Below are 16,045 nucleotides of genomic sequence, written 5' to 3' on the forward strand. Positions count from 1 at the left end.
GTTGGTTGCTGCATCATACTCTGCCGTGGTGTTTGTACCATCTGCAAGGGTGATGGTTTCACCAAGCTTCACATTGTCTGAGGCACCTGTATTCGCTCGGAAGTTCAGGCCTTTGTTCGCTTCTGTCAGCGCAGTATCTGCCGTACCTTTAACAGTGGTGATCGCTCCGTCAATTGTCGCCTGTCCTGTGCCACCAATGTTACTCGTGGTCAGTGCACCTGTCGCGGTGTCTATCGTCGTGGCACCACCGATAATGTTCTTCACATTATTCGCTGCACCGTACAACTGACTGCCATTGATTGCTTCGGTTGATGTCGATGTCACTGCGCCAGCGGCTACACCACTAATTTTATTGGTTGTCTTGTCAAGGGTAATATTTCCAACGGTGACCTTGTCAAAGTTCACCGTGTCTTTGGTCGCAACCGTGATTTCATTTCCTGTACGGGTGATTGCGACATTCTTACCATCAGTAAATTTGACTGTATCAGTTGATTTTACTGAACTTGCAGTGTCGTTATTTGCCTGTAATTTAAATGTTTGATTTTGCAAATTACTGATGTTTGTGGTGTTCGCACTAACATTTTGGTTAGTGGTATTTAGTTGTCCACCATTTACCGCTTCTTTGGAGTTCGCTGCTACAAGCCCATCTGCAAGATTGCTGATCTTGTTATTACCTGCATTGATTCCCGCCCCAGTCACACTCACCGTCTTGGTCGAATCTGTTGGATTGGTGATTGTAAGTCCGTTGGTATCTAACTTGCTGTTCCCCGTCGTTACCGTCGTGAATGTCGGGTTCGCAATCACGTTATAGCGATAGGTATTGGTTGCTGCATCATATTCTGCCGTGGTGTTTGTACCATCTGCAAGGGTGATGGTTTCACCAAGCTTCACATTGTCTGAAGCACCTGTATTCGCTCGGAAGTTCAGGCCCTTGTTCGCTTCTGTCAGCGCAGTATCTGCCGTACCTTTAACAGTGGTGATCGCTCCGTCAATTGTCGCCTGTCCTGTACCACCAATGTTACTCGTGGTCAGTGTACCTGTCGCGGTGTCTATCGTCGTGGCACCACCGATAATGTTCTTCACATTATTCGCTGCACCGTACAACTGACTGCCATTGATTGCTTCGGTTGATGTCGATGTCACTGCGCCAGCGGCTACACCACTAATTTTATTGGTTGTCTTGTCAAGGGTAATATTTCCAACGGTGACCTTGTCAAAGTTCACCGTGTCTTTGGTCGCAACCGTGATTTCATTTCCTGTACGGGTGATTGCGACATTCTTACCATCAGTAAATTTGACTGTATCAGTCGATTTTACTGAACTTGCAGTATCGTTATTTGCCTGTAATTTAAATGTTTGATTTTGCAAATTACTGATGTTTGTGGTGTTCGCATTAACATTTTGGTTAGTGGTATTTAGTTGTCCACCATTTACCGCTTCTTTGGAGTTCGCTGCGACAAGCCCATCTGCAAGATTACTGATCTTGTTATTACCTGCATTGATTCCCGCCCCAGTCACACTCACCGTCTTAGTCGAATCTGTTGGATTGGTGATCGTAAGTCCATTGGTATCTAACTTACTGTTCCCCGTCGTTACCGTCGTGAATGTCGGGTTCGCAATCACGTTATAGCGATAGGTATTGGTTGCTGCATCATACTCTGCCGTGGTGTTTGTACCATCTGCAAGGGTGATGGTTTCACCAAGCTTCACATTGTCTGAGGCACCTGTATTCGCTCGGAAGTTCAGGCCTTTATTGGTCAATGTCGTATTCAGTTGGTTTTGCGCAGAAAGTAATTGTTCTTCAGTTGCAGCACGACCACTATTATAAGTTCCTGCCGGATTCCAAGTTGTATTGTTCAATCCTACAACTGTGTTAGCAGTACTGTTAATATTAACATTACCAATATTTAACCCACTATTCGTCAATGAGTTTGAGCCCACTTTTACTTCATTGTTTTTGATACTGCTCGAACCTGTTGTTACGCTACCATTGGTTCCAAGATTAATACTTTCAGCAAGTCGAATATCAAGTTGATTCGATCCATTTGCGACAACACCTATATTACTAGTCGTCAATGTACCAGATGCACCGCCTTTTAAGTTTAAAGTTTCACCTAACTTACGTGAAGCATTATTTCCCGTATCTCCTGCAAAGCCGATCGCTTGATTAACAGCACCATCTAAAGCTGAAAGCGCAGCACCCACATTATTTACGGTGACTTTACTACCATTTCCTGCAGGATTTGTTGTAACCGTATAACTTGGCGCAGATATACCACCGGTTGCTTGATTAGAAACAGCTCCTCCACCTAATGCCTGTGCAGTTTTATTTGCTAAATTTGATATTTCTTCATTCGTTTGAAAAAGTTGACTACCATTAATTGCATCAGTACTAGTTGATGAAACACGCCCGGCAGCAACATTTATAATTTGACGTTCTTTGTTTATAGCGCCAATACTTACGGTCGATAAGTTTGTGCCTGCACCTGCATAACTATATTCTTTACCATTAATCGTACTTTTGGTGGTTTGATTGTAATCACCTGAGATAGAATTACTACCTAGCGCTACAGCATTATTGTGCGTATTGTTGACTGTTGCATTAGCCCCCAGAGCAATAGAAGCTTCTGCATAAGCATTTGAGTTTGTACCTGTAGCAATCGTATTCTTTTTGTAGGCATTAGCACCCGTGCCTGTTGCTATTGAACTTTCATCATATGCTCTTGCCAGCTGACCAAGCGCAATTGCTTGTTGACCTTCAGATTTTGCACCAGTACCAATAGCAATCGCATTAAGTGCTGATGTTTCTGCCTGCTTACCAATAGCTATCGTATTATCAGCTGAAGCTGAAGCGGTACCTAGTGCAGTAGAATATTGACCTGATGCAATTGCACCATCACCTATTGCGTTAGCACTTTGTCCCGATGCCTTAGCTGTGTTGCCCAAAGCATTCGCATTGATAGCTGTTGACTGTGCATTATTACCAATTGCTGTACTATTTTGAGCGGAGGAAAGCGAAGACCTACCTATTGCAATGCCTTGCTCACCCTGAGTAAGAGCTTGATTACCAAATGCAATACCATTATCGCCGCTTACTATAGCTTTTCTGCCAACGACAATTGCTTGATCTGCATTTTGTACTTCTGCTTCACTACCAATCGCAACAGCATAATTTGTAGTATTGTTTGTAGCATCTATCTGTACATTTTTGCCTATTCCAATACTATCTGCTCCTTTAGTACTTACTAGAGTTCCTAATGCAATATTATTGATATCAATAGTTGTATTTTCTTTACCAATTGCGATTGAATTACTACCTTTAGCTCTAGTTCCAGCATTCCCGATTGCAATACTATTAATAGCTTCTGTACGAACATTACTTCCCAAAGCAATACTATTTTCAGCAATAGAAGATGTACCAGTACTTGGTCCAATCGCCAGTGAGTTATTCGCTACAGCTTGATCACTTGAATTGTTAGCACCGTCAGTACTATTAATTGACACATATTTAACAGTTGCATCTTTTGTAAGGGCTTTTACTTGTCCTAAATTAACAGCTTGATCATTTGTCGTTGCAGTCGCAACATTATTGATCGTTGTTCCCTGTCCTCCGTTTGAACTAAGAACAATATTATTCTGATCTGCATTGGTATAAGTCACATAATAACCAGTTGGTAATGCACCACCATTACCACCAGCTGCAATCGCTGCTATAAGACTAGAGTATTTTGTACCATTAACATTCACGTCGCCAAATTTATTATCCGTAGAACCTGACAAGCCAAGTATGGTCGATACATCTTGATGTAGTTGTGTTAACTGACTGACATTTACAGCATCTGTTGGACTACCACCTGGAGCAAGATTGGTAATTCTTCGGGTTGTAGTTCCATTTCCTACAGAGACAACGCTGTAACCGACACTTGCAACGTTTGCAATAGTATCAGGCACCAAATATGCATTTTTTGTTGAATTCAGATTAGCGTTACTATTTGTTCCTAATGCAACATTATTGGCTGCTGCTACAGTATTTGAACCTATGGCAACACCACCAGAACCATTTACTTGAGCATTATAACCGACGATAGTTGCATCAGTTCCCGAGTTTACTTTCGACGCAGTACCAACTACCACAGACTGACTAGAGCCTTTCGTCTCAGATCCCAGTGTGATAGCGCGCGAGATTGCACCACCGTTAATATTACTGTTACGACCTACAGAAATATTATCGTCCCCATTCATACCACTACCAGCAGCAATACCAATTGCGATATTACTATCTGAACTAGAATTGCTGTCAGGAGATAAATTTGAGCCAGCACCACTGCCAATCGCAATATTCTGATTTCCAACTACATTCTGTCCAGCATTTTTCCCTATCGCAATATGCTCGACCCGATCATTTGTCGTTCCCTGAGATGAACCTTGACCCGCATTTTGACCAATCGAGATACCATAATCAGTATCAGCGGTTGCTCCGCTACCGATAGCAACTGCATTTTGTCGATTAGAAGAAGCCTGTTTACCAATTGCAGTAGAACCGCCTCCATTTGCAATACTATTATCACCAATCGCTATACTAGAAGAACCAATCGCTTTATTTCCTGATCCAACAGCAGTACTTGAATTTCCGGTAGCAGCATTTGTCGCCCCAATAGAGGCACTTGAGTCACCTGTCGCTAGGTTCGATGTTCCTACTGTAAGACTGTTTTTACCAGCAGAGAGATTGGCACCACTACTTAACAGACTCATAAAGCTATTCAGTTGAGCGGGTGTTACAGGAGTATTATTAATCGCTATAATATTCGAAATATTTTGACCTGTTGAATTTGGATCTGTAGTGACAGGAATACCATCCACTGCAACAATACGATTATTATTATTGGTATCTCTTGTCAATTGTGGTGTTCTTGGAGTTCCCGTCGTTGCACCTATTGCAGTGCTATTTAAACCTAAAGCAGATGATTCTTTACCAATAGCAACATTGTTTTGAGCATAAGCCAGAGATTTTTCACCTAAACTTATGCTGCCAGCGGCAGATGCTTTTGCTGTCTTACCAATACTAATACTCGAATCGGCAGAAGCTAATGCTTGATCTCCTATTGAAATAGCGCTCAACCCATCTGACTTTGCTTGAGGGCCTATAGCTACTGATTCATCACCATTTGCTTGCGCATCTGCATTTATAGATTTAGTGCGGAAATACTTAATACCATTATAAGTAACGCTAGGATCATTTACGCCCAGTAAACTCTTAATTTGACCTAAATTAACAGCATCACCATCCGTTGTTGCTGAAGCTAAATTTTTAATCTGTTTATTATTTAAATCAGCACCGCCATTTAAGCTAGCAACTCCTGAAGTCGTTAAAGTACCATCTACAGATGTGTTCTTAAGAGATGTTGTTCCACTGTTTACAGTTAAACCATTTCCTACAGTTACCGCACCAGTTGTTGTTACGCTTGTAAAATTAGGATTATCAATCGTATTGACTGTATAAATTGTTTGACCATCACTACCAGTGGTAGATGTAATACTTGTATTTTTTCCACTCGCAGCAATTTGTGTTTTAGCAGCTTTAACCTGTGCATAGTTCGCAGCATCGGTATCCACTGTACCAGCCGCCAGATTATTAATAATTTTGTTATTTAAACTAGCACCACCATTTAAGCTAGCAATACCTGAAGTGCTTAGCGTTCCATTTATAGTGGTATTTTTAAGTGAAGTTGTTCCAGCAGTTACAGTTAATCCATTTCCTACCGTTGCAGCACCCGTAGATTCTAGAGTTTGACCTTTGATTATTCCACTAGCTGTAATATTACTTGCAGTTGTATTGCCGGTTACATTTAATGAATTTGCATTAACCACACCCGTTGTGTTTAGCACTCCGTTTACAGTCGTATCTTTAAGTGAAGTTGTTCCAGCAGTTACAGTTAATCCATTTCCTACCGTTGCAGCACCCGTAGATTCTAGGGTTTGACCTTTGATTATTCCACTAGCTGTAATATTACTTGCAGTTGTATTGCCGGTTACATTTAATGAATTTGCATTAACCGCACCCGTTGTGTTGAGTACCCCATTTACAGTCGTATCTTTAAGTGAAGTTGTTCCAGCAGTTACAGTTAATCCATTTCCTACTGTGGCAGCACCCGTAGATTCTAAGGTTTGCCCTTTAATTGTTCCAGTTGCCGTTACAGTACTAAAATTTGGATTATCCGTGGTTTCAATTTTTGTATCTCCATTTATAGCTGTTACTGTAATATTATTTCCTGCTATGACATCAGCGTAAGCAGGAATAGCTACACCAAGTAGAATAGTAGCAGCAATACTTTTAACAGTTCTTGTTTTTGTCTTGTTTTTTGCTAGTTCAGATACCGCAACCCACGCACCTAGAGATGCATTCCAAACAACCTTGTAAACTTGATTCATATTTACCTTACCCTAAATTAGTAAATTGTGACGTGAGTTGCAATAAATTAACTACTTATACAAACTGTGTTAAGATTTGCATACTTTGTGTAAATAATATATTAAAAAATTGACAATCACATCACATTTTTATTCATTTACATAAGATTCACCACAAAAAACAGTAAAGAGTTTAATTAAAATTTTTTCTATTTAAACAAAAACTTAAGAACATATTACTGTTTTCAAGCAATTATACGTATTGTTACAGAATCAACTTGATTAAATTAAATTTTTATGTTTGTTTTGAAACAATATCTTTTTATTAAAAATTAACACGATAAAGGCTTAGTCATACAAACCTATTCTTGAAAACTTATTAAGCAATGTAATTTCAGAATAAATAAACTTGCCCCTAAAATCTATCGCACAACCAATTGATCTTCTTATATTTAAGCGCTAATCAATCGACAAAATCTCTCGATCTAGTTTGATGCGACTACTCAATGATATACATAGCTAAAAGGCAAACACAGACCAAATTAAACTTATTCTGAAGCGGCTATTTAATGCTACCTTATGATCAAATCACTATTTCGTCTCTTTACTTATGGTCACTGTCTTTTGCAAAGCCTCATTAAGCTTTGACTTTAAATTGGATAGCTCCGAATATCAGTGATATTCGTATTCCATCATTTGCATAAGACAAAGGGATCTTGATGCTGTAATCAGCTATCATAAAAGTTATGATGGAGTTCACCTACTTCTCAACTCTACTAGCTTAAAGTTTTTAGGTGAAGGTAAATGGATAAGCAAGAAAAGTCAGCCCGAATATCGTCGTCAATGGCGTAAGACCGCATATTGGTATAAATGACAAAAGCCTACATATGCAAGCAGTTCAGCTTACAAAAAAATAATGTCAGTGATTCGCAAGTTTTGAGGGGTTTATTTAATCAAATCTCCCCTTGGATGAGCAGATTGATTCAATCTATACAGATAAAGCTAATGATACAAACAATCTCGTCAGGTCATTCCAAATCGGTAAGAACAAGCAGTGATTTCATTCAGGAAAAAATGCAGGGTCTTTTTAAGATAATAGAGTTCATTCACGAGAGCGAAATGAATGACTTCAAACAGTCAAATTTTCGGCAGGACACTATAAAAAAATAATCAGACTATCATTGCCGAAATTTAGTCGAAACCAAGATGGATTACATCAAATTACTAGGCGATAAATTCAGTGCTATGAACCTTTAAAGTCAAGTCAATGAAGTTCATAGCAATATAGCAATTTTAGAGAAATTTACAGAGTTACATCGTTCTCGTACCCAAGTTATCACTTGAATTTTAGCTACCCATACCAAATTTACCTTTAAACACTTTACGCGATAGAACCCAATTACCGCTAAATAGTTTTTAAATAAAAAAATAGCTCTTTTAATCATTATAAATTCCTACCAAATCAATTTACACACAAACGTCATTGTTGGACTATTTTTTCAATTTAGAAATTGAATAGCCATAGCTCTACTCATGAAAGCAACGTATGCTTTTCTAAATATGTTCTTTTTGCACGTTCGTTATGTCCAAGCTTGCTCCATTTGATGACTTATTAAAGCAGTATCATGCGCTTGCGCATCATCATGATCCGATTTTGCGCGATCGTCTTTTTGATGCACAAAGCTGGCTCAAAGCCCGCATGATACATACCCATTCCGATCTGTTTGAACAACCACAATATCGCTTAATGACAGATTATTTTTTAAATCGTTTATATGGTGGCCCCGACTTTGATCCACTGGCAGCTCAAATTGAACGATTACTCAAATATGCCCACAAAGTTGAAAAACTGGTGCCCGACAATGCCATCAAAACGGGGACGCAATCGATTAGTTTAGCCATTCTTGCGCTAGAATTAGACGAACAAATTGCACTGCAACTTCTTAAAGACTATCCAGTCGACACACCCATTACAGACGAAATGATGCGTCAAACTTTAATTCAGCTCGACCAGAAAGCGCAGCGACTACATCAGTTGGCTTTACTCGATGATCTGGGCAAAGCGCTTGATAAATATATGCGCTCATTTGTAATGTATACCGCATTTAAAATGGCCAAAGGGCCAGTCATGAAGCATAACTTTGAGTTGATGTATCACTTTATTGATGAAGGCTTTCGCGCCATGAAACCCATGAAGTCGGCTGAAGCGTTTATCAAGGCCTTTACCCACAAAGAGCGTGAGATTGTTGAAAAGGTTCATGCAGGGCATCCTGATCCATTTTATTGATCTGCTTTCCTTGCGTTTTCAGCAGGGTGCATGCCATGCTTGCACTGCTGCATTTTATGTATAGTATTAATAACAATTGCATGATGACGTCTGTCAAACAACTCCAAACTCTGTCATCATGCACAGCCATTATCATTTGATCATGTGTGTTTACATTCAGGAGCGACATCATGTCTAACGAAAATCAAACGCCCACTACTCCTACTGAGCCGGCTCAACGTTCAGACAGTACCAGTCCTTTCCTGAATAGCCCACTTCCTCAAGGCACACCACAAGGTCAACAACAGTCGTTACAACAAGAATTCAACGATGCGCCGATCAGTAATGTACCAAAATACAATTTACCACGGGGTGCAGGTAAAACAGGCAATGTCGGTGATACCACACACTTTGGATATCAAACTGTAAAAGCCGAAGATAAGGCCCAAAAAGTGGCCGAAGTGTTCCACTCCGTGGCAAGTAAATACGACATCATGAATGACTTGATGTCATTTGGTATTCATCGTTTATGGAAACGTTTTGCAATTAATATGTCGGGTGTGCGCCGTGGGCAGCATGTGCTGGATATTGCGGGCGGTACTGGGGATCTTGCCAAAGTGTTTAGCCGTGAAGTCGGCCCTCAAGGACGTGTCGTACTTTCCGATATCAATGAGTCGATGCTTAACGTTGGGCGTGACCGTTTACTCGATGCAGGCTGTACCAATGTAGATTTTGTACTGGCCAATGCCGAAACACTCGAACCTTTTGCAGACAACAGCTTTGATCTGCTGACAATCAGCTTTGGCTTACGTAACGTCACCGATAAAGATGCCGCACTTGAAGCGATGTATCGTGTACTAAAACCGGGTGGTCGCCTGTTGGTCCTTGAGTTTTCAAAACCCGTCTTTGAACCTTTTTCAAAGCTTTACGATTTTTACTCATTTACCGCCTTGCCAATCATGGGCAAACTTGTAGCCAACGATGCCGAAAGCTATAAATATCTGGCCGAATCGATTCGTATGCATCCTGATCAGCGTACCTTAAAAGGTATGATGGAGCAGGCTGGCTTTAAAAACTGCGACTATCACAACCTCACCGGCGGTATTGTGGCTGTTCACCGCGGATTCAAACTTTAAAGGATGTAATCTGATGTGGTCGATTCTTGCGCTAGGTGCAATCGAACGCTGTATTCATCATTTTATCGATCTGGATGCCATTACCCGCATCCAGCTCAACCGTCTTCAAGGCAAGCTGCTGCGTGTGGTGATTGACAGTCCGCAGCTGTCGGTGGATGTGTTTTTTGATGAACACAAGGTGCGTCTTGAACCTACAGTGACAGGACATGCCGAGAAAGCGTCAATCTTTGAACAACGCCCTTTTGATCAACAACACTGCGTCATCGAAGCCACCGCTACCTTGCATGTGCCCAATGTCATCTCGCTCCTTAAATTGCTTCTCAGCGATCCAGAGCAGATCGGTAATGTACCGCTTCAAGGTGATTATCATCTGTTGCAAGACATACAGCGTATTTTAAATGAAGCTGAACCTGATCTTGCATCACATTTGAGTCCATGGGTTGGCCCTGCGCTTGCACATGAACTGGGCAAACTCGGCGGTGTGCCCAAACACCTCAAACGTGCAGTCGAAAGCGGATTATTTTTTGCTGAAGATGCACTCAAAGAAGATACCGGTTTGTTTGCTTCACGCTGGCAAATGAACGCGCTTCAAGGCCAAACCCGTAAATTGAATCAAGAGCTGGATCGACTCGAAGCCAGACTTTCACAACTTAAAACCAAGATACTACCCAACAATTAGGTGACAACTGACTATGGTTCCGCACGTTTCACGGTTACTCGAACTCTGGCGTATTGCTGCACACTATCGGCTCGACACCCTGTTTCCTGCGGAAGAATTGCCTACCAAAGCACGCCATGCACTTAATCTGATCCGTCTGCATCCTGCCGCATGGTCGAGCCGTGAACGTAAAAATCCGTTCAAGCTCAAAGAAGCCATTGAAGATATGGGGCCACTGGCCATCAAGATGGGGCAATTGCTCTCGACACGTCGTGATCTAATTCCACCTGAAATTTTAGCACAATTGGTATTATTACAAGATCAGGTTAAGCCATTTGATACCCAAATTGCCAAACAGCGGATCCAGAATGCGCTGAAAGCCGATGTAAATACACTCTTTGCACGTTTTGACGAACAGCCCCTTGCCGCTGCCTCAATTGCACAGGTGCATACCGCGGCTTTGTTTGATGGTCGAGAAGTGGTGGTTAAAGTCACACGTCCCGATATTCGCAGTCAGATTCTGCAAGATTTTGAAATTATCACATGGCTTGGTCAATGGCTCGAAAGCCGGATTGAGGCCGCACGCGCACTGCATTTAACTGAAATTATTCAAGATTACCGTCAGATCATTCTCAATGAACTGGATCTCACACTTGAAGCGGACAATACCCGTCGCATGCGCCATAACTTTACGGGCTCAAGCATGATGTATGTGCCCGAAGTTTATATGGACAGTACCGACGTGATGGTGGCAGAGCGCATTACAGGTGTGCCGATTTCCGATACCGCTACCTTTGATCGCCTTGGTATGGATCGTGCACAACTGGCCGAAAAAGGTCTCACGATTTTCTTTACACAGGTTTTCCGCGACAACTTTTTCCATGCCGACATGCATCCTGGCAATGTCTTTGTTGAAACCCTCAATCCAACTAATCCACGTTTCATTGGACTCGATTGTGCGATTATGGGCGAGTTGTCTAAATCAGATCAGATGACCGTTGCACGCATGCTACTGGCAGTAATGAACAGCAACTTTATGCAGCTGATTCAGATTGTACACCAAGCGGGCTGGATTCCACCCGGTACCGATCAGGATGCCTTGGCTCGTGAAATGCGCCGTACCGTGGGCCCGATGGTCTCTAAACCCATGGATCAGCTCGACTTTGCCGGTATTTTATTACAGGTGATGGATATTGCCCGACGCTTTCGTTTGGAAATTCCACCTCAACTAATGCTGCTGCTCAAAACATTGGTTCATGTAGAAGGTTTGGGCACCGATTTGTATCCACAACTGGATATCTGGAAACTGGCCAAACCTATTTTGACTGAATGGGTGAAAGCGGAAATGAATCCAGTCAAAAACATGAAGGCGCTGGGTCAGCAAATTCCTGATCTGTTATTGGGCGCGCATGACCTCCCGACCTTAATGATCGACAGTTTAAACGGATTAAAAAATCAATCTGCATGGCAAGATCGTCAGGTGCGTGAAATTCTGCAATTACGTTTGCAAATGGAACAGCAACAAAAGCGGAGCTGGATCTTTGGCAGCATGATTGCAATTTTACTCAGTATTGCTGTGATTGCACCGTGGTATTTCTCAGCCCCTTTAATTGTCGTGGCTACACTGATTGCGCTCTGGCGCGTGACCAAATAAAAGCACGGCGTCATCTCGTGCAGACTGCTTCATGAGCGCTATCTGCCTAATGAAGTACGCCAATCCGACTGGGCCATATGGCCCAGTTTTTCGTATATGCTGGTAAAGCCCCCATGAATCTGGCCAAAAGATCGAGTTTTTTTTCGCAAATCCGGTCAGATGCCGTACACTATAACCGTCTTAAATGACCAACAACTCTTTTTCTATTTCCATATTGGTGATGTCTCATGAACAACGTGCAATGGCTCGATGAAGTAAAATTTAACGAACAAGGATTAATTCCAGCCATCGCGCAGCATCATCAAACTGGTCGTATTTTGATGGTCGCTTGGATGAATCGTGAATCCTTGGCTTTAACCGCAGAAAAAAAACAGGCCGTGTATTTCTCACGTTCGCGTCAAAAGCTTTGGCATAAAGGCGAAGAATCTGGGCACTTTCAAACCGTGTATGAAATTCGTCTCGACTGTGATGCGGATGTCATTATCTTACAGATCGAGCAGCACGGAGGCATTGCCTGCCATACAGGCCGTGAATCCTGTTTTTATCGCGTACTGACTCCGCAAGGCTGGGAAATCGTTGATGCGCAGCTCAAAGATCCAACCGCCATTTATGGTGAAACGGCCAAGCAAGAGCCACACGACACTCTCAAGACCGATGATCAAATCGATGTTCTTGCCTACCTTGGTCAGCTCATGCAAGCGCGTAAGCAGGCACAAGCAGACAGCTCCTACGTGGCCAGTCTGTATCAAAAAGGCCTAAACAAGATTTTAGAGAAAGTGGGTGAAGAAAATATTGAAACCCTGCTGGCGGCTAAAGAGTTTGCACACCAACCAAGTGATGCAACGCGCAATGATTTAATTTATGAAACAGCCGATCTTTGGTTCCATAGCATTATCATGCTGGGCTATTTCGATCTCAGTCCTGAATTGGTACTCAATGAACTGGCACGACGTCAAGGCCTATCGGGTCTGGTCGAAAAAGCCAATCGGATAAAAGGATAACTGCCACCTGTGTCGAGCCAAGAAAAACCAAAAGCCACATACGAACAAGCGACCGCAATTGACAATGCCCGTTTGGGTGAATCGTTTAAGGTGATTGCCTATGCAGGCACAGGAAAAACCACCACCTTGCAAATGATCAGTGATGCCATGCCTGCACGGCGTGGCATGTATCTGGCTTTTAACAAAGCCATTGCCAGTGAGGCACAGCAAAAGTTTCATCGACAAGTGGATTGCAGAACCTTTCATTCATTGGCATTTCGTAGTGTGCCACGCGGCGTTACCGATAAACTTCGCTTACCACGACTCAGCCCCAGCTTTATGGCCAAGGATTATCGGCTTGAGCCGATTACTTTACGTCGATTGATGGGCGGGCGTTACGAAAAATATGTGCTGATGCCCAGTCGTCTAGCCAGTTTAGTGGCCAACACGGTCAGTTACTTTTGCTCGACCAACTCGCAATATCCTGCACCTCGACATATTCAGGCACCGAGCTGGCTGCATCCCGATGACATCGATCAGCTTCAACAGCATCTTTATCCGGCAGTTGAGCGGCGCTGGCTAGAATCGATTGATCCACAGCATCAGGCGGGTATCGGGCACGATATCTACCTCAAGCTCTGGGCGTTATCAAATCCCGTCATTCCAGCCGATTATGTGCTATTTGATGAAGCACAAGATGCCGATCCACTCATGCTCGGCATCTTGCTCAAACAACGTAGTACCCAAGTGATTTATGTAGGGGATGCGCATCAGCAAATTTATGCTTGGCGCGGTGCAGTCAATGCCATGCAACAACTGCCCTTGCCTGAGTCACGCCTGACCACCTCGTTTCGCTTTGGCGAAAGTATTGCCGATATTGCCAATCATCTGCTGTATGGACTGAATGAAACCATCCCGCTACTGGGCAATCCCGAACTGAATTCAAAAGTCGTCAACAAACCGCATACCAAACAGCGTGATGCGATTTTGTGCAGAACCAATGCCCGTGCCATGGAGTTACTCCTCTCTGGTCTGGTTCATGGCGATAAAGTCAGCCTGCAAGCCGATCACAATAAACTCAATCGCTTTGTCGATGCGGCCAGCCAGCTCAAACAGGGCAAACGTGTGACCGACGTTCCAGAGCTGGCATGGTTCAATTCATGGCATGATGTACATGAATATTGTGAAACCAATGATGGCAGTGACATTAAGCCTTTGGTGAAACTGGTCGATGACCACGGTACAGCCCCTCTTAAAAAGGCATTGTCCAAGATTACGCCGATTGAGCAAGCAGACTATGTGATCTCAACGGCACATAAAGCCAAAGGTCTTGAGTGGAACCGCGTGCATATTGAAGACGACTACCAATTTAAAATTAACAATTTAGAGCATAAAATTACAGATGAAGAACTTCGTCTGCTCTATGTGGCTTGTACACGTGCTAAAGTAAGTTTGAACATCCATCATATTTATGATCTTGTGCAACAGCTCAAGTTACGCTCGTCACAGCGCTTGAGTACATCTGTCGTATAGAGAGTGAGCCACTGATGAAGCTAAAATCGATCCGTCTAAAACATATTGGTCCATTTCAAAACCTTGACGTACAGTTCGATTACGCTCAGAAGCCCGTCACATTAATTCTGGGTGAGCATTCATCAGGTAAAACCACGCTGCTCAAGCATCTTTTTCAGGCGCTCAGTTGGTTTCCTGCACGCTTTAAAGACGCGCGTGCTGCCGGCATTGTCATGCAAGATCAAGATATCAGCTTTCAAAAAACGCAGGCAAAAATTCAATTGGATGTCCAATTTCCTGCTGAAATAGGTGTGATCACAGAAAGCAGCGATGTACAACAATACGACGCTCACGGATGCACATGGCGACTATTTAAAACCTTATCGGCCAGTGGGACAGGCATCAGTCAAGTTGATACGCAACAACTTGAACAACTGGTTAGTCTTTATCAGCACGCCATACATCAAGATCCGTTACAAGGCCTGCCTCTGATCGCCTACTACCCTGCCGATCGTTTTATTCACGAAGTAAATTTACTCAGCAAAAATATTCCGGCGGTGTTTCAACCCATTTCTGCCTATGAAACTGTGACGCCACCCTACACCACATTTGCACGCTTTTTTGAATGGTTGCGTGAAGTCAGTGATGTTGAAAATGCCCAGGCTGCTCAGCTTCTACAACGCGTCACCCAACATGATGAAGACAGCAATGCAACACAACTTGAAGAAGTAATGTTTCATGCGCAGGCTCAATTAAAAACGCCACATTTACAAGCGCTGAAAAACAGTTTGCAAATGGTTTTTCCTGAATTGACCGATCTTTACCTTGAGTATCATCCTAAATTGCAACTTATGGTGCATTACCAAGGGCAGCTCCTCCCTTATCAACAATTGTCTAACTCACTCAAAGTCTGGATCGCACTGGTGGGAGATGTGGTCAGACGCCTATGCTTGCTGAATCCATTTAGTCTGTACCCTTGCCTTGAAGGCGAAGGGATTTTGATGATCGACCATATCGATGCACAGCTGGACCATCAGCTTTCGCATGAAATATTAAAGCGTCTGAGTCGTGCCTTTCCGGCCATTCAAATTATTGCGACAGGCAATCGGGACGAATTACTTGAGCATGCCAGCGATTATCAATCGTTGAAACTGATCCATTTTCAAATTCACACTATTGAACCCAGTGCCCCAGTACATCTTTATGATCAAATCTATAATCGACTCTTTAACCAAGCGACTGAATCGGCTCCCGATGAGTCGCCTTGCTTACTGGCTGGCACCGAGCAACTAGATGGCTTAGTGGCGCAAATTCAGTCACTTTCGCCAGAACAAAAACAGCAACTGATTCAGCTGCTCAAGCCAGATTTACCCTCAGATGAACCGCATGTTGATTCCGCACGATAAATAGGCTGAATAATTAACAAATTAA

8 protein-coding genes and 1 pseudogene are annotated in these 16,045 nt (G+C 42.8%); 8 read left to right on the forward strand and 1 reads right to left on the reverse strand.

Translation table 11 applies throughout. The features are described 5' to 3' along the window. The coding region (locus tag L2096_RS14510) for an ESPR-type extended signal peptide-containing protein (RefSeq protein WP_250365727.1) at positions 1-6,429 on the reverse strand (6,429 nt) is incomplete at its 3' end. Positions 6,430-6,858: 429 nt separating this feature from the next. Here L2096_RS14510 and L2096_RS14515 point away from each other — a divergent pair. From L2096_RS14515 to L2096_RS14550, 8 genes and pseudogenes are all read left to right on the forward strand, one after another. Then, positions 6,859-7,752: pseudogene (locus L2096_RS14515) on the forward strand (IS5 family transposase). 238 nt (positions 7,753-7,990) lie between these two features. Further along, positions 7,991-8,695 carry a DUF8198 family protein gene (locus L2096_RS14520; protein ID WP_088458944.1) on the forward strand — a complete coding sequence of 235 codons (705 nt, stop codon included), beginning with the start codon at positions 7,991-7,993 and terminating at the stop codon, positions 8,693-8,695. A 170-nt stretch (positions 8,696-8,865) separates the two neighbouring features. After that, on the forward strand, positions 8,866-9,810 hold the full coding sequence (ubiE, locus tag L2096_RS14525; RefSeq protein ID WP_004943959.1) for a bifunctional demethylmenaquinone methyltransferase/2-methoxy-6-polyprenyl-1,4-benzoquinol methylase UbiE: 945 nt from the start codon (positions 8,866-8,868) through the stop codon (positions 9,808-9,810). Positions 9,811-9,823: 13 nt separating this feature from the next. After that, the gene (locus tag L2096_RS14530) at positions 9,824-10,489 is read left to right on the forward strand and encodes a ubiquinone biosynthesis accessory factor UbiJ (RefSeq protein ID WP_025095310.1); all 666 of its coding nucleotides are present in this window, start codon (positions 9,824-9,826) and stop codon (positions 10,487-10,489) included. A gap of 13 nt (positions 10,490-10,502) precedes the next feature. Beyond that, complete coding sequence (locus tag L2096_RS14535; protein ID WP_025095309.1) at positions 10,503-12,122, forward strand: ABC1 kinase family protein; 1,620 nt, start codon at positions 10,503-10,505, stop codon at positions 12,120-12,122. Between the two features lie 227 nt (positions 12,123-12,349). Continuing rightward, positions 12,350-13,123, forward strand: coding sequence for a bifunctional phosphoribosyl-AMP cyclohydrolase/phosphoribosyl-ATP diphosphatase HisIE (gene hisIE / locus L2096_RS14540; protein ID WP_004932512.1), 774 nt, complete (start codon positions 12,350-12,352; stop codon positions 13,121-13,123). Between the two features lie 9 nt (positions 13,124-13,132). Continuing rightward, entirely contained in the window at positions 13,133-14,635 is a 1,503-nt protein-coding gene (locus L2096_RS14545) for a UvrD-helicase domain-containing protein (protein WP_004943964.1), read from the forward strand. A gap of 14 nt (positions 14,636-14,649) precedes the next feature. After that, complete coding sequence (locus tag L2096_RS14550; RefSeq protein WP_233746396.1) at positions 14,650-16,020, forward strand: AAA family ATPase; 1,371 nt, start codon at positions 14,650-14,652, stop codon at positions 16,018-16,020. Positions 16,021-16,045 lie beyond the last annotated feature (25 nt).

The organism is Acinetobacter sp. ACZLY 512, from assembly GCF_023614015.1.
GTDB classification, from domain to species: Bacteria; Pseudomonadota; Gammaproteobacteria; order Pseudomonadales; family Moraxellaceae; genus Acinetobacter; species Acinetobacter soli.